Genomic DNA, 24,985 nt, shown 5'->3' with positions numbered 1-24,985 from the left:
GGTTATCTTATCAATACAATTTAAAAAATAATATTGATAAGATAACCCCCCCCGCAAAATGCGGGGGAGTTATCGTTGTTACAGCTGATTAAGACATTCAGGAGCCCAGTGAATCGGGAATCCATCCTGCCCTGTTAACTGGAGAACATCGTTCCAGTCGATACCCTTTTTCCCATCAGGAATATCTTGTGCTGGTTCGAAGACTTCAATTGTCAGCTTTGATGCGGGATATCGTTTAGCCAAAAACTCAACCATGCGGCTTTGAAGTCGCTGAGCAGCTTCGATACCGGCACGAGTGCCTTGTGAGTTAGCAATATCCTTATCCGCCCAGATATAAAAGTTTATATATTTTACATCCGGCGGAGGCAGTAAAAAATCAGGAACAGTAACGTTTTCAAGGCACCATGCGGAGCTGGCTGCCCAGCATGGTGTTGAAGTCGCTTCTACAACAGAAAGCGCATTCTCGATCCCTTCAGCCACTCCCAGTGTCCAGGTCGAACTACCTGAATCATAGTGAGGGTCAAACAACTGAATTGAGCCACCTGTCATATCGGCAGGAGGCTTCATCATCAGCTTTGGATTTTCTACAGGTGCCTTATCACCGTTTTTGTCTACGTATGTTCTATGGATAGTCAGAGGCCGACCTCGGGTGTCACGATAGATTGCAATCATTCCCGGATAGATAATCGATTTCTGCTTATCTTTATCCCAATAGTAGATCCGGTTATTAAAGCCTAAATCCTTTGGTAAGTGACTCAGTAAGCGGGAGATCCCACGATTACGGAGGTACAAAGCAACAGGAGTATTAGGCTTTATTTCACCGGTATAGTGATACATCACATCAAGTTTTCGCATTCGCTTTGCCACTTCCTCTCGGTCAAGAGTTTCTGTGGCACGAACTGCTGATTTATAGCGTCGTTCATTTTCAATGTCGGCGTCAGTTAACGGAGCATGCAGATCCATCCCGAAAAAATCTGAGAGAATCTTTTTGCAAGTCTGCGTTTTACTTAATTCATAATATTTCGCCAGAACATCAATTCCGTCGCAAAACTCATTTACCGGAAAGTCATTATGGATCGCACATCCGGTATAAAGGTCTTTTTGCCGGAAACGAAACTTCGATTTCCCTGCGCCAGTAAACGGGCAAGGAACCTGGCTCGGGGCTTTTGCACAAGCGTCTTTGAAAGCAGGTATTCTTTCGAATATATACTTCCAGCCAGACACTTCAGCAATTCGAGCATGAACGAGTTTAATAAAGTGTTCAGATACTTCCTGTGGTTTACGACGAAGAGCCGGGGATGCATAAGTCATGATGATCTCTCTTATCTGGCATTGTGAGTTTCTCAATGCCTTCTGCGGTGCAGAAGACAGGGAGAAACCCACAACGCAGAATTTAAGAAAGAGGGCCCGGGGGCCCTCAACATTTATGCTTCAGTCGTGAAGCCATTATTCTCAAGACGCTGTATGTAGTTATCTACAAGTAACGCAGCCTGCTGGCTATTACCCTCCGCTATAGTGACTTCGCGGAAGATTCTTTCCTGAGGGCTATCATTGCTTATAACTTCACCAACACGTCCGAAAATACGGACTTTATGCATCGCACCGACTTTTTCATGTTCTACACGGTAAGTTTTTATCTGAGTCATATTTTGCTCCTTATTCCTTCATGGAGCAAAAAGACCCACCGGGGCCTTTTTGCCCCGATTGGGTAGAGTTTATTAAGAAAGTATTTGATGAACTAGCTTACTGACTTCAATAGACAATAAAGAAGTATCATCAACTGTTACGAAAGTGTCCGTTTCAAAACCAATTATTTCATCAGTCTTAATACCAACACCAACGATTTCTATTCCATTACATTTAGCCTTTTCCATAACTTCGACGATAGTAAATTCCGATTTATTCGGATAACCATCAGTTATAAGAAAAATTATTTTCCTATCGAATTGGCTGTCAAGTAACAGATCAACAGCTGCCATTAAAGCAGATCCCGTAGGGGTATAATAACCCTTACATCCAAGAGTGAATTTCGATAGAGATTCCTCAACGCTTTGATCAAACGTTTTGATAATCTCAAATTCACTTTCCTTGAAGGGAAAAACTATATTGGAGACATGCATTTTTGACAAACTTTCAGCGGCCATCGATAAAGCAAGATCTGACTTAATGGCATGAATATATCTTTCATCATTAGCCATTGACGCTGAAATATCACGAACTAATACGAGGCCAACATGCCCTCTATTTTTAGATTCGCTTTGAGCTCTGAAGACATCACGAACTCCCATTTGTGACAGAATTAATCGATTTCCATCGAAGGTAATTCCACGCTCATGAGTTTTGTTTCGGCCACGCATTTTAACCTGCTGTAAAACAGACAAGTCGCTACCGATTGAATGACTCAGAGACAAAGCCTCATTGTAAACATTCAAATCGATAAGGAGATCAGGGATATCCCATTCAGAAGCACCGAATTCGGCTTTCACGTCATCGGATACTTTTGATGCAATACCTTCAATCTCTTTAGCCAAAGCATCGTGATAATCTTCGCTATCCTCATCACTGCTAAGAAAGGCATCCAACAAATCTGCCAGTATCTCCCATTGAGCCGATGAAAAGTTACTTTCATCTTCAACGTTAGTCGAACTGGCTTCATCTGATTCACTCTCGGAAGGGTTAATCGCATCAGTATCGTCTTCAATAATGTTATCACCCGTGGGATTGCCACCGGTGGGTTCATTATTTCCCTCGTTATCTTCAGCAAGTTCTGAAGGCTCAGAACATCCCTCTTGAGCAAGATCAGCGTTATCGGAAGTATCTGCCTGACCTTCACTATCGTCCTCAGAATCATCCTCACGACTATCAGTCGACGTAAGCGATTTATCTTCTGATTCGGTATCGGTATCGGTCTCGGATTCATCATATGCCTCCTGCTCCTCCTGCTCTGTCTGCTGCTGTTGTTCCTTTGCCTCATCCCGCAGTCTCTCTAAAAGAGCCAGGGTCTTACGAGCAAGGGATTCACAGCCCTGAGTATTTTCACAACCAAGAGCATCATGAAAAATTTCCTCAACATCAGAAATTACTGGAGAAAGTATCTTTTGGGCATAGTCAAAAAACGGATCGAGGGTTTCTTTGTGACCTACCTGCTGAAGGACTTTTACTCGCAATGAGTTAAGCAGATACCACTCAATAAATAGGACAGGATTTTCCGGACGAGAAGATATATCAGGAGTCATCCTTCCGGCTTTAACCATCAGTGCGTAAGTGGCTGCAAGCCGCCGCTTTGCATCCGGATAATCGTTACCAACCTTCTCTTCCATCTGTACATCATCGAACAGATTTATAAGCCCGGTAAGACGTTTTGCCCTGCTATAAGCTTTACGTTTCTCAGCGAGGCTCTCAAACTCTGCATTCATTCCGTCATCGAAGCGTGTAAACCCTTCAGATGACATGAGAACACTATTAAAGGCGTCACTGTAAACCTCACTGACGGTATAGCGACCATGACCAGCTTCATGACAGGTAAAACCTTCAATCAGACTGACAAAGTCATCATCGCTATAATCGCCGTTTGGTAAAACACAAACTTTATTGACAGGATCAAAATACGGTCCTTTGGTATTGTCGTCTATTACAACTCTTACATCGCCTAAGCCGCTAATGACTTTTGCTATATTCTGTAAACGCTTAATATGGCGCGGCGATGATTTAAGATCTAATTTCATAGAATACCTCTTTATAAAAAAGGGGTACTCACCCAGATGGTGAAGTACCCATCTGGGGTTTTTAATAAAGCAAACAGTTACCAGCCTTTGAGCTCGATATCAAAACCATTTTCAGCATTGTCTTCCTGTTGCGAAACTGATTTCTCAGGTTCAGCTACAGAATCAGTGTTTGAAAACGTGCTGTTTTTTATATCGTTCTCTACGACAGGTTCAACCTGAAACACATTTGTTGAATCTAAAATAGCTTCAATACCTGTGTTCTGTAGCGCGTTCGGTTCTGTTTGTGAGCTTTGATTAAATGATCTGGTAATAGATTCCAACCAGTCAGTAACCTTTTGCTCTCCTGAAATAATACGCTTTAACATTGAAGCATCACTCATGAAATAAAACCACTGCTGTAACACCGCAACGTCGCGAGGTTCAGAAATGGCACCTTTAGGTAAATTATTCATTATGTGTTTTATAGCTTCTGCAAGTACTGCCGCCTCTTTATGTATAAACATGAAGCTAATGATCTTATTTTGCATTTGCTTCAGTCGGTCAATAGTACTTGAGCGCAAATTATTATTTTTACTAATTTTTTCATAAACCCTCATTGCTTCTTCTGCCAGATCTGTTATCAATTGTTCCTGATAGTAGTCCTGGGTTTCATCACCTTCAACGCTAATAGGCGTAAAAGGAATAAAGTGAGCAATATTAAATCTAAAGGATTTTATGAAATCATCTTTAGTTAATTTCAACTGATCAATCAAAGAAGACATTCTTGGGCTTCTATTTTTTTCAGCCTCAATATGCATCTCATAATTGTCTACAACGTTTTGAATACCTGCCTGAAACTCTCGTTCAATCTCTTGGGCCCCTTCCAGAAACTCTTCCATACTGGAAACTGGTAAAATCCACATATTGCTATAGCGGATGCACAAGCGTGAGCAAAGGGTTGATATTCTGCTGGTAATCGTACTTTTGAAGCTAAGGGCTTTTATGTCAATCCAACGTACTTCGCTTTTAGATACGCTTTTTTGATCCGTAATATCATCTCCATCATAAGACAAATCGATTTTATCGGTTCGACGCGATCCTTGACAGCCACTTATTTCAATTTTTGTTATAACTGCACCTTCCAGTAAATCTGGATATGATTTTGCAAAATTCTCAGAGATTTGTTTTGCAGATACTTTGTTAAGCATTGAAGTATTTAAAGTCATGGGTTTCTCCAAAAAAAAGGGGAAACCCTCCCCAACGGGAAAGATTTCCCGATAGGGTTGATATTAAAGCTTCTCTGGTGCAATTAAAAGAATACCGGGAAACTCAGCGGCAACATCATCATTGCCCATTGCTCCCTGATACATATAACCTTTTAATTCCATTTCTTTAATTAGACCTTCCATATTTATTTTACCATCATGATAAAACAATAAAGAATAGTCGTTATTCAGTTGCATAAGTCCAGTAAAATTAGTTCCGTTTTTTGCTATAGCAATGGTAGCAGCACCATCCGTACTTAAAAACGCACTAAATTCAAGATGGGATAACTCTGAGATACAAATATCAGAGGTTTCATAACAAATCCCATCTAACTCGACTTTTTTGCTGTGAAATACTCCAGCGATTTATCCTTGTCTTCGCCAAGAGAAAGATCTATAGCTTGAAGAACAAGATCGACCACATGTAAAGGTAAAGCAGAAGCAAAAGCTATTTTGAAAGTGTCAAGAAGACTAAAGGTTTTTAACGTCATCGACGTGCCAACCCAAGCTACTAATTGACGAATATCCATCACACTGTCTTCTGTACCAGAGTCATTTACTGCAATCGCTACTCTTACGAACTTCTCAATGACCTGAAAAGGCAAAGAGCTATATCGTTTAGTAAGCACATTGGTTAAAGCAACTTTGTCGGGCTTCTCCATTTCAACTATCAAGAACCGCTTTATAAAAGCTGCATCTTGACGTTGAGAAGAAACGAACCGGCGAGCGCCTCCACTCATGTTTGTGTTTGCAGTACCAATAAATCGCGTGTAGCCATTAGCAGTTATAACCTCACCACCATTAGCACTGAGTGACCAGGGCTTACGTTCAATGGGCATGTGAAGTTTTGCTGCCGTATCAGGATCGATTTTGTCCACTTCATCCAGAAGAATGAGGTGACCATTACGAAATCCCGTTACCAAATCGCTGTGTACAAAACCTGTATTACCACCATTAAGACTGCGCTCACCTTCAAGCTCATCAACTCGAATATTGCTGTTGATCTGCTTAATTGTCAGCGGCCAATTCATCATGTGGCTAATGTACATTACCATTTCAGTCTTGCCAGAACCGGACTCACCTTTAAGACACACACTTAAATCTATATCCGGACTGATAAGCAGTTTAACCACTTGTTCAAGTATTCGGGGATTTGGTATGTAGTCTTTGTTCAGCGGAGCTCGATACGAGGTTTTAGTTTTGAAAACAGGCACAGCCATCTTTGGATCCATTTCTGGAATACCAAAAAGGTCCTTTGCTAGAACTAAAAGATACTCACCTTTATCCACATAATGTTTTAACTTTATAACATCCGGGGAAAGAAGAGCTTCTAATTTTTCATAAGCATCAGAAGATGTTTCATTTAACTTCATAGCGGCATTAGACATTTTTAACTCCGGTAAAATGCAAACACCGCCCTCTGGCAGATGTTTGCCAGTGGCATTTTATTTGAGATTCATTTGGCAAATAGTTGCCATCAGTTTCCTGATTTGAGGCACATTATAACCAAGATGATTTCCCACTATTTCAAAAGCTTCAGACATGATCCATTCAAAATGATTTTCGAATATTGGATTTATTTCTAACTTGCCAAAAGCGTTTCGTTTAGTTAACAGATCACATGAAACAAGCTCGTCAAACAACTCTAATGTGGATTTAAAAGCTTTTATGTAAACATCCATAATTTCCCTGTCAGTCCATTTAACAGCCAGTTTTTTTTCTGACATTAAATAATCCTGATCAAAGAAGATGTCCCAGCCCATATCGTCATTGCAATCATGCAAAATGATTTCATCATCATTCCTGCATTCAGCTAATTTCGTGTTTTCACTAATCGAACGATGCGAATGATAATAGAGCCATGATTTTAATTCCGCTCTAAATTCACATGCATCAAGTCCATGAGATAAACAAGTGTATTCAAATGATTTTGACATATACCACCGTGTTTCAGCTTCTAAAAGTGGATTCACTGTGATATTACCATTGTCATCTTTGAAGAATAACTTTCTCCTCAACACTAGTTCTTTAATGATTTCCAAAGACTCTTCCATAGCGGATAGAAAAACAACATACACATCCTCAGGGGTCCATTCTATTACCAGACCACCCAAATCTGGGTTATATTCTTCAACCGAATATAGATAATCTGTTTCTGCTGCAAAATTAATTGTATGCAAAATCTGATTTTTAAGTAATTTGGATTTTTCATAAAGGTGATTTTCACGCCTTTCAGAATCATAATTTATCTCAGAAATGTTACTTTCATCTGATTTAAAGTTTAATCCGGACGTGTATGCATCATTTAAATGCTCTTTGGGTGAATCAACTATTTGCGTTATTTCATCTTCATCTATATCGAATATAGAAAAAAAACTAAGTTGATTACTACTTATTGCAGTAGCCCTAAATTTTTGTTTCATGGGGACTCCAAAAGGAGAAATCCCATGAAGGGATTTCTCCCCTTTAGGGTGGGTTTAATGTCAGATCTGATTAAAGCTACTTTGTCCAAAACCTTTTAGAGGTTTAGGTATGTGAGCCAACTTACTTGTTGCTACCACTCTCATGTAGTCAAGAGGATGTTCTCTCCCTTCAATCATAATAGTATCGACAACAATATAACCGGAGACCATCAACTCATCACCCTGATTTATACCAGTGAAACAGGTTGAATACATTTCAGGCGACACCTTGATTTGAACTGAAAATTCTCTCTCAGTGATTTCACCATCAACTTCTGTCTTCATCCTATTTTTGAGCTTTATTAACAAACCTATACTCTGGTCAGTCATTTTTTTCTCCACAGCACTGATAACTATCCCGGACACTTTTACTTCATTGATATATTCAAGATATGACATTTTCCGCTCCTCGATTTGTTCAAAGAGAAGCCCCGTTAGGGTTCCCCCTTAACAGGATTAAATAAATTTATTAGTTACATACATGAACGTGCAGACTACCAAACAGGCAATTCCGGCAATATGTAACCAATTTCTTGTTGGTTTAGTTGGTGCAATCGCTAAAGAGTTCTCCAACTTCTCTGTTACAAGACGTCGATTCTCTGCTTTAGCCGCATCATCTAAATATTGAGTTTCACGCTTAGCGAGAGTCTCAATTTTCGATTTTATTGCATGGTCCCATCCTTTAGTTTCAAAAACGCTTAACTCACTAAAGGTGTGCGTCATGAGATCTTCTGGGAAACCCAGTTTTTTCATTAACGGACGAATGGTATCATACATTTTTTCTACATTTTCGTAGTGGGCCTTTACTGCGACATCAAAACGCTTACGTAAAGTTAATTTTTCACGTTTGCAAATGATGTCCGAAACCCAATTTATTAACTGCTCATTTTTGAGTTCACTGGCTTTTTCAAGTGAGTAATCCAGATTATCCACGTCAAGAAATGAATTTAATCCGTATTTTTCAAACTCCTCAACAAGATATTTATCCAGTTCAGTTAAGCTTTTAAAAAGTGGTACATCTGGGGAAGCTTTAAGAAGCTTATAAGCTCCTTCGAAATCAATTTTCTTGACCACGAGCTCCACAACATCCACATGATAATAGCTTGAATAAGCAGAAAGCTTTTCGGCCAACAAAGACACAGGCTTAAGAGACTTAAGTTCAATGATATTTGGGCCGTCCTCATTCAAAATAACAATCAGTTCATTATCACGTTCTGTATATTTCATCAGAACTTCTAAGAGCTGTTTGTTTAGCGCCTTATCCATCTCTGGAATAATTTCACTAAAGGTTTGATGAAGGGCTTTACTGCGAGCTTTATTTTTAGACATTTGGGGTCACCTATATATAGTAAGAAGGAAGAAACAAATTTTTGTTTCAACACGAAGGCAAAGCCTGTCATTCATCTCCCGTAAGCTATGAACCGCCTGATTTATACTATCTGGCATTAGAAGTACGCAACAAAAATAGCCCCAGGAGGAGCTAAATTAGTTACGGTTTGGTAAATTCAGATTGCCTTTTGCAGGCATGGGAAGTGCACCAGCGACAAAGGTGACATTTTGCCGGTGGTGTCTTACAGCTTGTTTAAGCTGGCCGCTTTTCACGGCTAAATCAACGCTTAACGCGAAAGTAACTTTAAGCAAAGTTACTCAAATTTGGGAGCTGATATTTAAGCTCATTGTTTTTATACTATAGCTTTAAGCATAAGTAAATGCCCATATCGAATTATTCTGTATAAAGTGGAGAAATTCGAATATTAGCTGCTTCTTTTATCTTTTCTTCACTGCATTCTCTTAAAAAGAAAGAAGGATCACCATACCACATTACAAAAAGTTGCTTTTCTGCACGCGTAAATCCAACATAAAGCAAACGTCTTTCTTCTTCTATTGCCTCCTCCCCAACTGATCTTTTACTTGGTATCTGATCCGCATTACAACTCATTATTATTACTTTATTCCACTCAAGACCCTTTGAACCATGCAAGGTTGATAGGACTACTTTCTCTGGGCTGTATTCCTCGTCCTTCTTCCTAGGGCCTAATGACATTGCAGCAGCACGATTTATCATATTCATCCAACCAGTCTTTTCTGCCCACTGTTTACAAGTGTCTAAAGCAATTTTTGTTAAGGTTGCTGTACCTTTATTACTCCTCATCTTGATTGACGACGATTCCATCCATTTCGTAAGGTTGGCGAAACGTTTTGCTATCTCAACTTTATCAGAACTTTCCTGGGTAAAGCGCACGAAGTTTGAATGTAATGTTTTTGTTTCGAGAGAACTGTCCTCCGGGATGGCAAGGTCGCCAAAAGTAACTTTTCTTCCTCTCATACTCAATGCCACTTCATCCAAAACTGATTCCTGTTCTCCAAACAATGCCAATACTCTCTTCATTAAGCGAGGATCATTTGATTGTCGGAAAAAGGCCATAAGGCTTAACACATCGCTTGTTTCTTTTTCATCCCAGAATGATTTACCTCCGTAACGAATTACTGGCTGTTCGATCAAACTTTCTAGCTCATCCAAGTGAGCATTATTGCGGCTTAGAATTGCCCATCCATGTGGATCCTGATTTATAAGGCTTAAAATACCCTGTATCTGTTCCTCCATATCTACATATGAACGAAAAGTGACCTTTCCCCCTCCCTTTTTTGCCGAGCGTAACTCTTTGGCATAACGGTAAACATTCTTTCCTATCAGTGCTCCGGCCACCTCTAAAATTTCAGGTTCACACCTAAAGCATGTGTTTAAGTAAAATATGTTAGGTCTGAAGTGTTTTTCAAACTGTTGAAATATTTTGACTCCTCCTGAGGATCTGAAGGAGTAGATGGCCTGATCATCGTCTCCAACTATACTCGTATAGACTCCAGCTCTTGTATGCAATGCTATCCATGAGAATTGTATAGAGTCAGTATCCTGAACTTCGTCTACTATCAAATGTGTCAAATCTAACGTGCGCATTTTTCCCGAATGCATTTGACCGACAACAAATTTTGAAAGAGCATTGAGGTCCGCCACATGGTCTTTCTGGCATAACGCCTGATAGGTATTAAACAAATGGATCTGTTGTCTGTTATGCCGAACTGAAATCACATCCGTATCCATTTCTCTGCCGATAGCATCAATAACGAATTCAGCTTCAGCAAACTTCATCGTTACACCGGATTCTTTCAAAGCCCGGTGAATGACAGATCTCTGTGCTGGCCCTATCAACATCTTTCCCGGCCAGCGAATCATGTCCAGTTGCTTCTTAACGAGTCCGTGAAAAGTATCCACCAGCACCCGGTCAAGATCCTTCTTGCTCAATCGCTTTTGTAACTTTGCTGCAAGTGCGTTTGTTGCAGCGCGAGTAAAGGTCACCATCCCGATTCTTGCATATGGATACTTTTTGAGAATCGATATAACCGCTTCTATCATGGTGAACGATTTGCCTGATCCAGGCGCTGCTATCACCATATTGTTTGCGCTAGCATTCTCGATAACAGGTCTTTGCTCTTCTGTTGGCTTACCCATTTCAACCTCATTACTTCGTTTTAATAATTATACATTTTTATAAAAGCGCTTTTCTTGTGTACTGCTGGTTCTACTGGAAATCACTTTTTTTCCTTTTTTATGCAATCAGGTTGTTTGTGAAACGCGTGACTATGGAATAATGGTTCCATCTCCAAAAGACATTACAAAAAGGGCTTTAAATGAAACTTTTACGTTTAGTATCTCTGGTCTCTTCTGTCGTCATTGGTTTTTCCCTATCGGGTTGTGCCGGTGACACCGGCACTACGCCAGGCACCGCTCTGAATGCGTACAGTCACGGCCAGTACTGGCATGCTAATGCAAATGATTCTGTCGCCAAGAATGCCTATTCGTTTGCTGGTTTCGACGTTAATTTTAAGGAGCAAGAGGTTACTCCTGGAGGGGATGCCGACAACTTTCTTTCTAAGTATCTCATCAATAGTTCGATGGGCTACGTAACAGGCGGTCTAAAAGGTTTTGGGATCATGAGCCTCAGCTCTTTGTACAGTTCTTCTGACGCCGAATACATCCAGGTCAATCAATACCTAGTGTTCGTCCCCAATCCAAAAAAATTGCCTTACAATGATGAAAGTTTGGTACGTGAGGGAGCTAAGTATGTTTTTGAGCATACAAAAGCAACTCAGGCCTCATTTGGATACAACCCTGAAAAACAGAAAGCAGCTCTGGCCACATGTAAAATTGATATGGCAGTCGTCAATAAATGGAGTACCTGTGATCTGCCCTCTAAGCCTGATGCTGATGTTTTCCCTACAGATTCAATGTACAGCTTTCAGGCGATTCGCCCCGCAACAGGAACCGAAATTCCTGAGCTAAACCTTCCCGCTGGTGATTACGCTGTAATTCGTTATGTGTTCATCCCATTTAAAGGAAACGAAACAAGCGCTGATTTTTCGGGTATCATTTTCCGTTCTGATAGCCCAAATACAACAACTCCAGGGGGTGTTGCAGCCTCCATCAACGGAAAAGATTATTACCTCTTTACCGGTGAATACGGTAAAAAAGGCTTCCCAGAAAAAACATTGAAAGCCAAGTAATTAAAAAAGGGGCCTAACGGCCCCTTCTTCAATATTTCGGCAACTGCTTGCCCGTAACCGGATCCAGCGTAGTTGAACCTACCTCACATATGGCCGGTCGAGGTAAATAGCTACAATCTACATTTTCCTCTTTTATAGCCTGAGCATTTTCTTGTCTGGCCTTTATCATATTTTCTTCACCGCCCATTGCTTCCTTGGTACGTTCTGATGGAAGTTGATAGTTCTCATTCTGGAATGGTAAGTTTTCCACAATTGATTCTTCGGAGAATTTTGAATATTGATCAGGAACTTCTCCTACCTGAACTGCATCATTAATCCACTCCGTCAGATCAATTTTATCGAAATCCAGTTGCTGTATTTGCTTTATTGATAGCCCCACGCAATTAGAGGCGACAGGGTCTATTCCTAATTGCGGATAAGCTTGTTGCATAATAACGCGTGACAACATGGAATTATAACAGCACATGTCTGTTGCTTTTTTAACGCATTTCTTTGTGAAACCAACATTCAGATATTTGACGCATCGTTCCGTATCTAATGTAAAACAGGATTTTTGATTCTTATGAATAGAAGCTTCCATCTCTTTCTGGTCGCATGCTACCAACATTTCTAAAAGCATTTTAGTGACCTGATAGGCTGTATAAATCCAACCGATCACGTTTAATGCAAGCATAAAGTTTTGAACCGCAGCCGAGAAGACAACCTCTCCTCCGGTAGTAGCAACGTTCTTAAAGACAAAGTCACGAACTGTATCTGGTAGCAATTCGTAGGCTTTCTTCATTGCCATCTGCTTAAGCTGACCTATACCGAAGCTGGACATTGTTTCCTGTGCCAACTGGCCAGCACCTCCTGCCCCTCCAGAAGTTGCGGAAGACCCAACTGCCCTGCTTAGATTACCAGCGACGTTTTCATATACGCTCGTTAAGGAGCTCGTGACGTTGTTCCACATTTGCCCTACTGTTTTACCAGCTGATGCAGTCCACTCTCCGACCGCATTAGACATAGAAGCCCATGTACCTGTATCACCGCCGGTCCATTTTATTAGCTGAGCATTAACTCTGGTCCAGTTTGTGTTTCTGATCATAGATCCGGCAAGCATGATACCTTCAAGTGCTCCTGCGGTTCCCTGTGGTGCTTCGCAGCAGTCCGTCTTTGCCAGGCCATTTACAAAGCCTACTGAACGACCACACCATTCAGGTTTTCCTTCAAAGACGGAACATGAATTGGCATCGTTAGGGTCTTCGCATTTGGCTTCGCCCTGCATGTACTGAACCATGTTTGAATAAGCCGCAACTTTTCCAAAATCGTTGTTCTCTTCCTTTGGCCCAGTTTCGCATGTTCCACCTGAACATGGGATCATGCCAACACAGGCATTTGTAGAAGATTCAACCTCCCGAACTACATCCTTCCCTCTGTCACAGGTGTATTTCTGTTCATACATGTAGCAACTGTTAGTGCCCTCATCGAACCAACCCTCTGCACATGTTTGTTTATCGAGTACACATGCTGCATCATTTTTATAAGCACTACATGCATCAGGCATACTCTTTATTTCTTCATAGTTGTAACAGAGGTCCTTTCCATTAGCGTCTTTCATAATTTTTCCACTAGCGTCATAAGAGCAAATTTTGTCTTTGGCCAATGGATCACAAAAGTAGCCTTCAAGGTTTGTCTTCCAGGTAAGAAATCCTTTATCACCTTCATACAGAGGCTTTGCCAATGAAAGCACGCTTTCCGGAAGCCGTTTTGTGCCAACATCCATATCTTTAAACCGATCGAAACGGCAGAATGTATTCGGAGCTTGTACAGCATCGTAACAACCAGCTGGTTCCTGGACGTGCTTATCTTCGAGCTTCATATTTTCAAAAGTCAGCTCAACCTCAAAATACCCTTCACCCTTCCCACCAACCCATACTCTGGATGCCATTGTCACTTCTCGATCAGGCTCCTCATACACCGATTTTCTGACCTTATCAGTCACATCGTAAACCTTGTCGAGTTTCCACGATTTTTTTAACTCCCAAGATCCCTTAGGAGCCGGATAGTCACTTTCTCGATATGCACCATCTATGTGAGCAAAAATCTGCGTGCCATCAAGTGTTACCCGCATGTGGTCATCCCACTCCGCGTTAACAATCTTTGCTGAGGCCAATTTTGCATCCGGATGGAATTTTAATGTCAGTTCGTTATCATATACCCCGTCACTCCAGTAGTTGTCATCACGGCGACCAAACCATATACGCACACAATTATCGCCGCACATCGACATGTCTCCGTTTCCGCCTGAAATGTAAACAGGGACTGAAAAATCACGGGTTATCGTGCAGCTGCTGAAGTTATCTTGCTTAGGCGAGTTACAGTAGAACTCTTTGTAATCAGGATAGTGTGTGGTTACTGTTTTTTTAGAGGTCTCAACATTACAGTTCTGAAGCCAGTTTCCAGTACCAGCAACAGCATTTGTTATCTCATTTCTCCCCGCAGTAAACATGGGATCGTTAGGCTTTATAGATGATGCCGGGTTGTCCTTGTTAGCATTTACGAGGGTGCGGTAGGCAACGCCATCATAACTTTGAGCATCAAATAACTGGCTTTTCCGATTCTTTATATCGTTTACAAAGCCATCCTCATCCCCATAACGATCTGCGGCATTGAACTTAATATCGCTGTGCTTTTGCTCTGAGCTGAAAATCTCTCCGGTATTTGTTTTGGTTCCAGGAGTAGTATTGGGATTACTGCTTATACCAATGTTGCCATTAGCATCCCGAGAGAGCAGCTTTGCCCCTTCCTTGGTATAGTTTGAATTGATTGTCCCTCCAGACATACTCGGCAGTTGTACGGCGCTACCAATGGACTTTCCATCGGATGCGGCATTTTTCATGACACTTTCATTTGAGTTCCCTGCCCCATACTTTCCGAGATTAAGATTAGCGGATTCGGCTTTACCCACGTATTTCTCGGTGATCTTCCCACTGACATTCTCGCCTGAATCCGCATTCTTGTACTTCTCAACAATGTCCTGAGCACTGGTTGTCGCATTGCGATTTGCGTTAGGATTAGCAAGATTAAAGTTACTTTCGAGCTGGTCAAATATAGCGTCTGCCGCATAAATACGAGGAGTCATTACCATATTTATGAGAGAGATATAAAAAGCCCAACTCATAGTATTGGCAATCATTGATGCAATAATAGTTGAAGCTATCGTTTTTCTAAGTTTCATTATTTTTACCCTTAGAAATCAAGCGCCTGGTATATATCTGACGCAACAGTCATTGTAACGCCACAACATATAGACATAATTATCATTGCCTATTTTTTTGCGCCCACCTTTAAGGGTTGACCAGTCATGTACCGAATCACCAAGACGATGACAGCAATCCGGCCCTTTCGCCTCAGGAGTTGGGAAAAGCATTGAAAGCCGATACTGGGAACGAGGTGTAAAGTATTCCCACGTTTTCTCACACATTGCGTCTGCTCCCATCGTTCGCATCAGCATTCCCTGGCGATGTAGTTTAGTCAGAAGACGCTGGGTTATCAGTGAACTCGTCCTTACAGCGTCATCATTTGCGTAAATGTGGCCGGTTAATGGATAAAGGTTGCCATCGCATCCGGCACAAAAGTATGCAGCGAGATTATCCTTTCCTGCTGTTACTGCTACACAGTCAGCAGCGCACACCATTGAGGCAATTGGGTTTGCAAAAACTACTGCCTCTGGATTCAGGACGAGTGTAAGCAGATCACTTTCCCACATAGGGTCCACTTCGCTTATATAGGTCAGGCTGGCATCTATATAGGGTTCAGCAGTGCACTCGCCAATAATCAGTAATTTGAGCATTGTCATGATTGGGAACTCCCAAAGATGAACATCGTAAAATCCGGCTTCAGTTGCTGTCATTGGCTGATTTGTGTTGCTTTTACCAATATCAAACTGCGATTTTTGAAGCATCGTGCCTTCAAGAAAGGGGCTGCACCAGGGGCTCTTTACAACTTCAACAATCTTCACCGGCTGAAAGAAGCTCAATTGCCAACCTATTTCCGGTACGCCGTTCTGATCTGTGCAGTAGCAACCCGGACGTGAAGGAGCAGCACCTTCTGGAGCTGCCCCTATGCCCATTATCCTCATGGGAAAAATGCAGCTCCAACAGATATTCTTAATCAAGCCCTGCCACACTCCAGCTGACTGACACATAGCCCCAGGGACTCCAGCATCTGCTGCCATAGCCATACCCGGTATAGAAAGCGAAAGCATAACTGCTACAATGAACTCTAAAAGTAACTTTTTGAATTTTTTCACCATCATGCTCACTTGGATGTAATAAATGTTGCAACACTTTCGATATAGTCGACGGCTTTGGTAAAATAACTTCTCATCTGGTCCGGATAATTTAGCGTCAGCCATGTTGCAAAGAGAGCGCCTATAATAAATCCGAGTTTCATCTTATTTTTCCTCTGAAAGATTTGGGGCTCCGATACCACGGACTTCTGCCTCGCTAAACAGGGTGATCCGGAATTTATCTTGGTCAGTAGTTATAAGCGCAGGTGTGTTTTTAATCTGAAAGCGTGAGATGATCTGTTCGTTAACTTTAAACACCTTACCGTTAAATTTTTCACGTAAATCATTTAGGTGATCCCATCCATTATCTTTTTGGATACGGGTAAACATTGGCATTACTTTTCCACTACCCAGACGTTGTCGATACTGCTGCTCAGCCCATACCAGCTGGCCCGGATTGAGTGGATCGAAAATTATCATCGTCAGGTTTTGAGGAAATCTCGAAAGTGGATTAATCAACTCACCGGCGGAAGCTATTACACGGCCCTGCTTATCTTTTACGTCCTGAGTGACCCTCACTGTAGGGTCAATTAAAAATTCTTTGTGTTCCTGGGCAGGAGGGAGGTCGACCATCCATTGATTTTTCCATGTGTCAGAAACGGCCCTTTTTTTTGCACCTTCCCAGTCATATTTTTGTGCACGTTCTTCCAGTTCTTTAATGATGCTCTTTTCTTCAACGGGATAAGTGGTACCAGCAACCGGGAAAATATCCTGATCGGGTTTTTTAGCAAGTTCTCGCTGAAAAAACTCAACGTTGAAGGAGCCTACCATTTTTGCAAAACGAGCTTGCTCCCTAGAAATAATTGTCGGTACTTGAGTTACTTGATACTGACTGAAGCTATCAGGATCAATTGTAATCAAAGGAGATTCAAATTTTCCTTTGACAATCATTTGGTTTATTGCTGCCTGTGTCTCTGGTAGCCGAGTAGTTCCTTTCTTTAGACCATTGAAAACTACACGAGCTTTATGCTCTGAGGCCGTACGTAGAAGGTCTTCCAGTACATAATCCGGCAAGCTAAATGAAGCAAAGATCGTTATTCCATTTTCAGTTGATAGTGCTTCTTCACGTGTGCTATCCATTTTTCTTTCGAAGTCAGCAGCTGTGATGCCCGAGGAACCAAACAATTTTTCGATATTTTTAGATTGTCCTCGCATGACTTCCGGCTTATTTTCCGCAGCTTTCAGAGCCGCTTCATTAAGGCTGGCGTTTTCTTGAATTTCATCACGTCTTCTAATTATATCGTTGACAGCTTCAGAGTTATTACTTTGGGCCCTGATAGCCTGGGTATGGTCTATAACTGCTTGAACACTATCCGCATTCATACCGGGGACGTAACCACGGTTTATTTGCTTGCTCAGGTCCTGGTTTTTTTGGAGTGCTTCAGCTTGCGCTATGTACTTCTGCACATCTGGTGATTTTAGCGTAGCATCAAGGCTAAGAGCCCCATCTGGCTGCTGTGCACCTTTAGCCTGTGCCCCAAGCCCTTTTGCTTGCTGAGCGATTAGGTCAGCATCATGTTGATACTCAGTGCTTGCATTTGTATTACTTAAAACTGCACATAACGCAAGTCCAGGAAGTATTGGTAAATATTTTTTATTTACATTAAAAGATCGCATATGTTTTCCCAATTACTGAATTCAGCTTTACTGTTCCCCAAAAACGGGAATCCCATGAGTGATCGGTTTGCCCAATTAGGAAAACTTCGCCTTCAGGAATTATCAATTCTTTTTCAATCAAAATGGACGGAATATTGTATTTCTTCGAAATACGACGTGCATTAGCTTCAAAAAATTTGTCCCCGTTATAAACCCCATCCATTGTTACTTTAAGTTTGTCACCGCCCACACCGGCAACAATTTTTATGACTCGTTCATTTTCTGGGATAAAACGTACCGATTTCGGCATGTTAAATGCTATGAGTTCACCAGTTTTAATACTTTTATCCGAATGATCAATCATATAAAAATCAGCAGGCAGGCACCCATTCAATAAACCGTATCCAAATGTATAACGGGTGAAAAAGACACACATAACGAGAATCAGCAATAAAATATTAAGGGGGACATACCAATCCAGTATAAGCAGCCCTCTCTTTTTAGGTATGTAGTCGCTCATATTTTTCTCACTGGCACTGAAGAATATTTTTACTAGGCAGATGCACCTCTATCCAAGTAACTATTATCCATGTTTTTCAACGCTCGGAAGTCTGCAAACTAACCTAATATTCACCTATAAGAATGTTAATTCCTCAGCATGTATACGCAGCTTTGTTAGCGGCCATGAAAGATGCCTTTGGAGCAAAGTTACTTTCCGACATTAATTTTTCAAAGGTCCAATTATTGGGTATAAAAAAGCCGGGACATAATGTCCCGGCTTTATATTTAAAAATTAACTACTCACTGCTTGGTATTGATACAGTGTTTTCAGACTTACTTGCCTCTTCAGCCGGTCCGAAAACTGTCACGTGCTGTGTTGCAAAGTCTCCACTATCATCATAAGCAATTACTTTTATGTCCTGCTTACCACGGTTAAGGTTTTTAGAAAGTGTAGCCGTACTACCGAAAACGTTCCTTAATTCGCCGTTGATGAACCATTCATATCTAACCATTTTTCCATCAGTATCATCACATTTATTGGTAAAGCTCCAGCTTAGGTTGGTTTCCGTGTAGCTCAATGTACAATTAGGCACTGCGTTTTTAACGACATCAAACTCAACAGATGCTGAACCTCTCTGTCCAAGTTTACTAACAACATCAATTGTAATCTCGTATTTCTTTTCTTTTAAACCCGAGATCAGTTGAGCCCAATAATTTTTGCCGCTGGGTATTACTTCACCGTTCACCTTGTATGTGACCGTATCTATCGAGTCCGCCGAATGAGATAGCTTGATGTTTGACCTTAAGGTTACATCGAGTGGAGCTCTCATATATTTGTTAGAGAACTTGGGTGTCATCTCAACGTTCATTGGCGTTTGTTCATCGACAACAAAGGTATTTTCGATACGCTGTTCATTGTTTCGGTTATCTTTGAAAACAACCATCAATGTATATTTGCCAGGATTTTCAATTGTAAATTCTTTGGTGTCACCTTCATCTTTAGTGATTACCAGATTCTCTTTGTCGTAGATCCATTCACGGGAATAAGTAACACCAGGATAGTCTCCATCCTTAATACCGCTCAACGCAACGCGTAGGGTGGTCGGTGCCATGTCGTATTTAAGTTTGGAGCTTATTTTCATCTCGGGAAATTTATAAACCCACGATTTGACAGAAACTCTACGGGTAGAAACCGTATTCTCCTTATTGTCCGCTAACCATGCACTGTATTCAAAAGCAGCATATCCCTGTTTATCCAACATTTGCTCAGTAAGGGTAACAGACAGTGAAGAGCCCTTAAATGTCTGGCCATCCGGTGTTTTCCATTCTTCAACTACGTTATTACCATTCTGGTACTTACTGTTAGGGTTCGTGAACTTACCTTCCAAAGTAACTTTTTGACCAACCTCTACCTTTGAAACCCCCGTTACCGAGACAGAAAGGCGCTTGGGTTTTGCGGCTGCCAACCGAGCAGACGTTTCCTTCCATGAAGACTCCTCTGCCAGTTCATCGGAATCAAGGTAACGCATCCGGGCATAAATCGTAGACGGTAGGGTATCAGCTGAAGCCACAGTGTAAGTTGTATCTCCCTGCACCCAGTTGACTTTATCCTCTGACCAGAGAACCTCAGCGGTGCCTGCTGGTATAGGTTCATCGTTATCAAGCAGGGTTACAGGTATATCTGAGCCCTGAAGAATGTCTGTAACATCTATACTGAGCTTAGGCTGCTTGTAGGTAACTACCGTTAAGGCATCTGTGTAGGAAATCTTGGATGTGAATTTATTAGTCATTTTTGCCCTATAAAGCCACTTTCCTACTTCTGTCTTTTTGATACTTACACTTCTCTTTCCGGTCATGTCGGAAAGCATGGTCCAGGTTTGACCATTATCAGAGGACTGCTGCCATTCGGTGGGGGCGAGTGCATCAGAGTTAGCCGTACTGGCAGATTTGAAGCTTACCAGAGTACTAAGTGGGATCCTTCCGATAATAAGGCTTTTCGACAGGTTACCCTCCAGTTCCTCACCTTTATAGATTCGAATGCCTACAGCACTGGTCTCACGTTTCATTTCAAAATCAGAGAATGGCGATCTGACCTTAGCCACACCAACCAGACGCATATTACCCAGATCCATATTTTCAATTTTAATCTTGGTTTCGACAATGCCCGCATCATTGACCGGCAATGCTTCAGTCAGCGCAGTTCTTTCGTATGTAGTTTTATAACGGCCTGTTTCTGGATCTTTGCCGTATACACTTTTTTGAGAGTATATCGTGACGTCCCATTCTCCCATTGTTTTACGGTCAAATGCACTTTTACGTGTGGAGTTGTTATAACGCCCCACTGTTACCTTTAAGGGCACTTCAAGAGATGTGGCTGTTTTTTTGTCATCCACTTCCATCGATGCTCGAATATTGAAATCAGGCACCGTATATACGTTGAGGGTGTCTGTAGTTCTTAATTCTGGATCCTTTGAGTATTCTACAGCTATGTCAAAGACGTTCTTTGTCCACAATGGTGCAGCAGCAACCTTGACCCTTTGTACAAAGGTCGTTGCATCGTTGTTTGAGGAACGATTTTTAAATGACGTTTTGACAGCCTCAGAGCCGTTTTGAGAGACGATCATCGTAACGTCAGCTGGTACCACCTTCGCTAATATTCGAGCGGCCTCCCCCCCGGTCGTATAAGCCAGAGCAGTGTTCGGATTGATGCCTGCTATGACTTTATTCTTTTTGTAAGAGATGATCGGGTTGTATGGTAATTGTGTGGTCAGAGTACGGCGATTCCTTGCGGAAACCGCTTTAGAGCCCTTCCCGTTAATCATATAGACTTGATAGTCGAGCAGATTCTCACCTGTTTTATTAAAGAATCCAGTTAGACCCGGGGTACGTCCTTTAAAATAGAACTCCAACCCATCAGGGACATTGTTCCACTGAGGGTAGCATGCTGTAACATCTGATTTTTCCCCATACCAGGCGAGGTAAGCATTCGCATTTTCCTCTGTGGTAAACAGAGTGCATTTATCACCAGCTGTTTGACTAAGCAGGTCCGTATACTGACGTACGCGCGAGTAAAGAGTTACGTTTTTTTCCAGATTCTTAAGAGTGAATCCAGTAGGTTGATAAGTGAACACGGTACTGAAATTTACGTTTTTTCCATAAAGGTTTTCAGCCACCACAGTAATCTCGTGATCCGAATTAACTGCTAAATCGTCTCCAACCGGCAGGTAGTAAATACCTTTATAATTTGTAGGTGTTAACGAAACTACTTTGTTGTCTATTGTTACTGATTTTATGTCAGCAACCCCAGCCTGCCCCTGGAAAGCTGCAACGATAATCTCGTTCAGGAAGTATACGGGTGCTCGTTTAGTTAATACCTGCCCATCTTTGAGAACCATAAGCGTTGGGTTATCAGACAGCATCAGTTTGCTTTCAGGCTCAGTGTACGTAGAAGAGTTTTTGCTCGTATTTTCTACTGTAAAAGTCGCTGCGTAGGACCCGTTTATAAGATCCGTTAAGTCAAAGATATAGAGGTACTCATCACCGACTTTTTGAGGTCCACTTACCGGCTGTAAAGTTCTACGTAAAGGGGTTGCCCAGGACTGTTTGAAATCAATCTCAGTGCCATCATCTAAAGTCACTTTAGTCGTCGGCTTAAACACGCCATCCGGAGTCATAGTGAGCGACATAGCTGTTGGGAGCCACCATTCACCTTCTGTTTCTTGCTGGGGTACCTTAACGGCCACAGCAACGGTTTTGGCTCCGGTATAGATGTCCTGGCCACCTACTTTGATTGTTTTAGCCTCATCGGTAAAATTCCAAAGTGTATGGTCTACTACAGGAGGCCGATAATCCCAGTTAACAACAAGCTTTTTGGATTCAGGAGGTGCGAAATAATTATTCTTAGAGTTTGCTGTAATTGTGATATCACGTGAACCCAAAAGTTCATCTGTATCACTGGCCTTAATGCTTCCAACTTCAATGGTACAGGAAGTTCCGCCAATAGGTACTTCACAGGCGGAGCCTGAACCTATTGAGATGTATTGAATATAATTGCGGGGTTCAACAGAAACAGCGATATCTTTGATCGCTTCATCCTTTAAATACGATTTGAAAGAAAAGCCGTCATAGACTAATCCGTTCAGGGATGATTTAAGACCGGTGATAGTTGGTTTTACCGGTGCCACACTTTTGATTGAATATTCACCTTTTACTATTTCAACTTTTTTCCGTTCAGAACCAGAGAAGTAAGAAATCTTGTAAGGTAGTTTTAAATCACCGGTGGTGTTGGGAACGCCTGAAAGAGTGAAGCCGTTAGAAGTTAATCCCAAGGTATTGGGTAACCACTCAAAAAAACAAACGAGGTTATCAACAGAGGAAGTCGCTCGATCATCAACCGTTACATTACAGGCTGTGCCTGCACCTGAGGCAGTGATAGTGTTAGAATTAACGTATGCAACAAAGTCGCCCGGCCCCGGGTCAAAGGATACGGCTGGCAAATCAGCCTGTAGCTTTCCTGAAATCATAATCGCTTCAGCATAGACCGCTTTAATCGGAGCAATTAAAGAAAACAACAGGGCTAAACCTAAACCTGATTTTCTCATGACGAATACCTGTTTTTCTGAGCAAAATTAAACTCACTTTACGATGAAAAACAGAAATATCCGTTCGTATAACATTTAAAAAAACCTGTATTTTTCCGTATATTCCGTATGTTAATGCGCTATTTTGAATTCTTGGCTTCAGATAAGCGAAGCGCGGTAATTATAGACTCGGAGCTTACCCAGGGCGTTTTTTGAGCAAGATATCCAAGTATGTAGAGGCCAATTTTAACGCAATCCATTTGTGAGACGGGGACCATGTGCATGAAGGGTTTTAAGCCATCTTTATCGACTGGAACTATCCCTGCGGATAACAACAAACCGCCCCTCTCGTTTGGGGTAACGCTTATATTTTTGTATACGACGTGGCCATGATGTGAGGTTTTCCTCTTATCAATCTTTAAAGTATGCATGATTCTAAGAAATACAGATGCCATCTGCATAACTTCATTCGTCGACAATTTTAGAAGTACAGAACGGTTTGAGCCCCAGTCATAATCTTTTTTTGCGTTCCTTGGAGCGACGTGCAATGTAAGATAATAATTATCAATCTCATTTGAAAAAGGTGAAGGTTTTGATGAGCTAACATCTTCATTGTTCATCTCAATGACAAGGGCTGCATCCTGACCAAATGCTTTAACATTATGGTTTTTAAGAGCGAAGTCTGAAGTTGCCATATAAAAAGTCACTTTTGATAAAACCACATACCGCCTAATGATTCATCATCGGCAAGATGCTTGAAATTTGATAGTGTAAATCCTGTTTTGGTTTCAGAAATCACCAGGCTGTAAGATGCCGTATGTACAAGGCGAGAATTGTTTAGATCAAGATCATCACAAAAACCAGGGCTTTTGACGGGGTCAGCCTTTTCAACAAAAGTTACTTTTGAAGCGATGCCGTTGATCACGATTTTCTCGTTATCAGCAATTTTAATGTTTAAAGAAGGCGAGCTTTTATCACATGGCAGGAAGAGTGATGTCTTTTTAAATGTGTTTCCAGTGAAGTCCAAAAGGTCAGGTTTAACCGGAACATTGTTTAGGATTTTATAAACTCCAGCAAATGCACATAACACAACAAAACCAGATAAAACATATCTAATCTTAGACTTCATCCCCCAGTTCCTCTCCTAAAAGTTTTAACGCGCTTACGCACATAAGCCTCAACTGATACAGTAAGTTATCAGCGGTTATTCCACCAACGAAGGTAACTGTACGTCGTATTGATGCTCCGCCAGGCTCGCACTGGATATGGCCAATACCAGAATCACGGAGGAAGTCATTTTCTGCACTTACAAGGTCTGACTCTACAGGTGGAATGATAACTTCAATGAGTATTGTATCAACTGGGGCCCACTCCCAATCGAACTTAAGAGAGGAAATTGGGGATATAGAAACAAGAAGCTCATCAATATTAAAAATTACGGGTTTTATTCCCATAACCTCAGACTGAATGAAGTGGCTTTCTACCATAACTACCGGAAACTCTGAAATAGTCAGAACTCCGATTAACTGGTCTCGGCGTAAACCATGTATTAGTGAGTTGCGAGATAGCATTCGATCAGCCTTTATTATAATAATCAATCATTTGGGACAAGGACAAAAGGGATTACAGAAACGAAGATTCTACATGAACATCGTTGTCAGTGACCTTAGGTCCATCGGGTATAAGGGTATCAAAAAATCCTTACATAACCATTAAACCACAAAGACTTTTTACGTAAAATAATAATTAAGTACCAGATTTATTAAGATAATTCTTAGGTTTTTTACAAATTTAGGAAAAATCCGCACTTCCTGTAACAGCATCCAAATTAACCTAAAATACCGTTTCATTAACAGTAATTTTACAGATTCAGCTGAAGCCTGAGTTTATTATAACAAAAAAAAGGCCAGCAAGTATTTATATACAGTTAACTTAAACGTGTATAAAGTGTACTAAAGCAGATGGATCTGCTTTTTTTTCACCCCAA

At 41.3% G+C, this 24,985-nt stretch carries 19 protein-coding genes; 1 reads left to right on the top strand and 18 read right to left on the bottom strand.

Annotated features, from left to right (window positions below; translation table 11 throughout):
• Positions 1-78: 78 nt before the first annotated feature.
• The 10 genes from ACOTXR_RS21270 to trhI form a co-directional block, all read right to left on the bottom strand.
• A complete protein-coding gene (locus ACOTXR_RS21270; RefSeq protein WP_000220379.1) occupies positions 79-1,311 on the bottom strand; it encodes a DUF7146 domain-containing protein in 1,233 nt (410 codons plus the stop codon).
• 113 nt (positions 1,312-1,424) lie between these two features.
• Positions 1,425-1,646, bottom strand: coding sequence for a hypothetical protein (locus ACOTXR_RS21265; RefSeq protein WP_000192120.1), 222 nt, complete (start codon positions 1,644-1,646; stop codon positions 1,425-1,427).
• A gap of 72 nt (positions 1,647-1,718) precedes the next feature.
• A complete protein-coding gene (locus ACOTXR_RS21260; RefSeq protein WP_000762700.1) occupies positions 1,719-3,725 on the bottom strand; it encodes a VWA domain-containing protein in 2,007 nt (668 codons plus the stop codon).
• A 77-nt stretch (positions 3,726-3,802) separates the two neighbouring features.
• Complete coding sequence (locus ACOTXR_RS21255; RefSeq protein WP_000174396.1) at positions 3,803-4,930, bottom strand: DUF3150 domain-containing protein; 1,128 nt, start codon at positions 4,928-4,930, stop codon at positions 3,803-3,805.
• A 63-nt stretch (positions 4,931-4,993) separates the two neighbouring features.
• The gene (locus ACOTXR_RS21250) at positions 4,994-5,167 is read right to left on the bottom strand and encodes a hypothetical protein (RefSeq protein WP_001176645.1); all 174 of its coding nucleotides are present in this window, start codon (positions 5,165-5,167) and stop codon (positions 4,994-4,996) included.
• 131 nt (positions 5,168-5,298) lie between these two features.
• Positions 5,299-6,357, bottom strand: coding sequence for an ATP-binding protein (locus tag ACOTXR_RS21245; protein ID WP_000063335.1), 1,059 nt, complete (start codon positions 6,355-6,357; stop codon positions 5,299-5,301).
• A gap of 57 nt (positions 6,358-6,414) precedes the next feature.
• Positions 6,415-7,392: a hypothetical protein gene (locus ACOTXR_RS21240; protein ID WP_000810361.1), complete on the bottom strand. Its 978-nt coding sequence runs from the start codon at positions 7,390-7,392 to the stop codon at positions 6,415-6,417.
• 60 nt (positions 7,393-7,452) lie between these two features.
• Positions 7,453-7,830 (bottom strand): hypothetical protein, encoded by a 378-nt coding sequence (locus ACOTXR_RS21235; protein WP_000120822.1) that lies wholly within the window; start codon positions 7,828-7,830, stop codon positions 7,453-7,455.
• Between the two features lie 57 nt (positions 7,831-7,887).
• The gene (locus tag ACOTXR_RS21230; protein ID WP_000041927.1) at positions 7,888-8,760 is read right to left on the bottom strand and encodes a hypothetical protein; all 873 of its coding nucleotides are present in this window, start codon (positions 8,758-8,760) and stop codon (positions 7,888-7,890) included.
• Positions 8,761-9,154: 394 nt separating this feature from the next.
• A complete protein-coding gene (gene trhI / locus ACOTXR_RS21225; RefSeq protein WP_000517885.1) occupies positions 9,155-10,939 on the bottom strand; it encodes an IncHI-type conjugal transfer helicase TrhI in 1,785 nt (594 codons plus the stop codon).
• A gap of 179 nt (positions 10,940-11,118) precedes the next feature.
• Here trhI and ACOTXR_RS21220 point away from each other — a divergent pair, with 179 nt between their 5' ends.
• A complete protein-coding gene (locus ACOTXR_RS21220) occupies positions 11,119-11,991 on the top strand; it encodes a hypothetical protein (RefSeq protein WP_000771834.1) in 873 nt (290 codons plus the stop codon).
• 28 nt (positions 11,992-12,019) lie between these two features.
• Here the strand turns inward: ACOTXR_RS21220 and trhN are convergent, their stop codons facing one another.
• The 8 genes from trhN to hdtA all read right to left on the bottom strand — a co-directional run bounded on the left by trhN (position 12,020) and on the right by hdtA (position 24,569).
• Positions 12,020-15,208 carry an IncHI-type conjugal transfer protein TrhN gene (gene trhN, locus ACOTXR_RS21215; protein ID WP_000776701.1) on the bottom strand — a complete coding sequence of 1,063 codons (3,189 nt, stop codon included), beginning with the start codon at positions 15,206-15,208 and terminating at the stop codon, positions 12,020-12,022.
• A gap of 18 nt (positions 15,209-15,226) precedes the next feature.
• Positions 15,227-16,282 carry an IncHI-type conjugal transfer protein TrhU gene (gene trhU / locus ACOTXR_RS21210; protein ID WP_181231580.1) on the bottom strand — a complete coding sequence of 352 codons (1,056 nt, stop codon included), beginning with the start codon at positions 16,280-16,282 and terminating at the stop codon, positions 15,227-15,229.
• Positions 16,283-16,426: 144 nt separating this feature from the next.
• Positions 16,427-17,938, bottom strand: a complete 1,512-nt coding sequence (locus ACOTXR_RS21205; protein ID WP_058685157.1) for a TrbC family F-type conjugative pilus assembly protein — start codon at positions 17,936-17,938, stop codon at positions 16,427-16,429.
• Positions 17,925-18,437, bottom strand: a complete 513-nt coding sequence (gene trhF / locus ACOTXR_RS21200) for an IncHI-type conjugal transfer protein TrhF (protein ID WP_001286760.1) — start codon at positions 18,435-18,437, stop codon at positions 17,925-17,927. The genes ACOTXR_RS21205 and trhF overlap by 14 nt, the downstream gene beginning before the upstream one ends.
• Positions 18,438-18,714: 277 nt before the next feature.
• On the bottom strand, positions 18,715-23,019 hold the full coding sequence (gene rsp / locus ACOTXR_RS21195; RefSeq protein WP_001232109.1) for an IncHI-type conjugal transfer protein RSP: 4,305 nt from the start codon (positions 23,017-23,019) through the stop codon (positions 18,715-18,717).
• 119 nt (positions 23,020-23,138) lie between these two features.
• Complete coding sequence (locus ACOTXR_RS21190) at positions 23,139-23,693, bottom strand: plasmid transfer protein (protein ID WP_000235773.1); 555 nt, start codon at positions 23,691-23,693, stop codon at positions 23,139-23,141.
• Positions 23,694-23,701: 8 nt separating this feature from the next.
• Positions 23,702-24,127 carry a hypothetical protein gene (locus ACOTXR_RS21185; protein ID WP_000836981.1) on the bottom strand — a complete coding sequence of 142 codons (426 nt, stop codon included), beginning with the start codon at positions 24,125-24,127 and terminating at the stop codon, positions 23,702-23,704.
• Positions 24,117-24,569, bottom strand: a complete 453-nt coding sequence (gene hdtA, locus ACOTXR_RS21180; RefSeq protein WP_000952689.1) for a H transfer determinant A — start codon at positions 24,567-24,569, stop codon at positions 24,117-24,119. The genes ACOTXR_RS21185 and hdtA overlap by 11 nt, the downstream gene beginning before the upstream one ends.
• Positions 24,570-24,985: the final 416 nt, after the last annotated feature.

It is taken from the genome of Enterobacter cloacae complex sp. IR53030 (genome assembly GCF_049238365.1).
Classification (GTDB): domain Bacteria; phylum Pseudomonadota; class Gammaproteobacteria; order Enterobacterales; family Enterobacteriaceae; genus Enterobacter; species Enterobacter kobei.
Note: the sequence above shows the minus strand (reverse complement) of the source record. Positions and strands in the feature narration are given on the sequence as shown.

Coding starts and splice junctions, on each gene's coding strand:
- ACOTXR_RS21270 (WP_000220379.1), bottom strand. CDS start 1,311: ATGACTTATGCATCCCCGGCTCTTCGTCGTAAACCACAGGAAGTATCT.
- ACOTXR_RS21265 (WP_000192120.1), bottom strand. CDS start 1,646: ATGACTCAGATAAAAACTTACCGTGTAGAACATGAAAAAGTCGGTGCG.
- ACOTXR_RS21260 (WP_000762700.1), bottom strand. CDS start 3,725: ATGAAATTAGATCTTAAATCATCGCCGCGCCATATTAAGCGTTTACAG.
- ACOTXR_RS21255 (WP_000174396.1), bottom strand. CDS start 4,930: ATGACTTTAAATACTTCAATGCTTAACAAAGTATCTGCAAAACAAATC.
- ACOTXR_RS21250 (WP_001176645.1), bottom strand. CDS start 5,167: ATGCAACTGAATAACGACTATTCTTTATTGTTTTATCATGATGGTAAA.
- ACOTXR_RS21245 (WP_000063335.1), bottom strand. CDS start 6,357: ATGTCTAATGCCGCTATGAAGTTAAATGAAACATCTTCTGATGCTTAT.
- ACOTXR_RS21240 (WP_000810361.1), bottom strand. CDS start 7,392: ATGAAACAAAAATTTAGGGCTACTGCAATAAGTAGTAATCAACTTAGT.
- ACOTXR_RS21235 (WP_000120822.1), bottom strand. CDS start 7,830: ATGTCATATCTTGAATATATCAATGAAGTAAAAGTGTCCGGGATAGTT.
- ACOTXR_RS21230 (WP_000041927.1), bottom strand. CDS start 8,760: ATGTCTAAAAATAAAGCTCGCAGTAAAGCCCTTCATCAAACCTTTAGT.
- trhI (WP_000517885.1), bottom strand. CDS start 10,939: ATGGGTAAGCCAACAGAAGAGCAAAGACCTGTTATCGAGAATGCTAGC.
- ACOTXR_RS21220 (WP_000771834.1), top strand. CDS start 11,119: ATGAAACTTTTACGTTTAGTATCTCTGGTCTCTTCTGTCGTCATTGGT.
- trhN (WP_000776701.1), bottom strand. CDS start 15,208: ATGAAACTTAGAAAAACGATAGCTTCAACTATTATTGCATCAATGATT.
- ACOTXR_RS21205 (WP_058685157.1), bottom strand. CDS start 17,938: ATGCGATCTTTTAATGTAAATAAAAAATATTTACCAATACTTCCTGGA.
- trhF (WP_001286760.1), bottom strand. CDS start 18,437: ATGAGCGACTACATACCTAAAAAGAGAGGGCTGCTTATACTGGATTGG.
- rsp (WP_001232109.1), bottom strand. CDS start 23,019: ATGAGAAAATCAGGTTTAGGTTTAGCCCTGTTGTTTTCTTTAATTGCT.
- ACOTXR_RS21190 (WP_000235773.1), bottom strand. CDS start 23,693: ATGGCAACTTCAGACTTCGCTCTTAAAAACCATAATGTTAAAGCATTT.
- ACOTXR_RS21185 (WP_000836981.1), bottom strand. CDS start 24,127: ATGAAGTCTAAGATTAGATATGTTTTATCTGGTTTTGTTGTGTTATGT.
- hdtA (WP_000952689.1), bottom strand. CDS start 24,569: ATGCTATCTCGCAACTCACTAATACATGGTTTACGCCGAGACCAGTTA.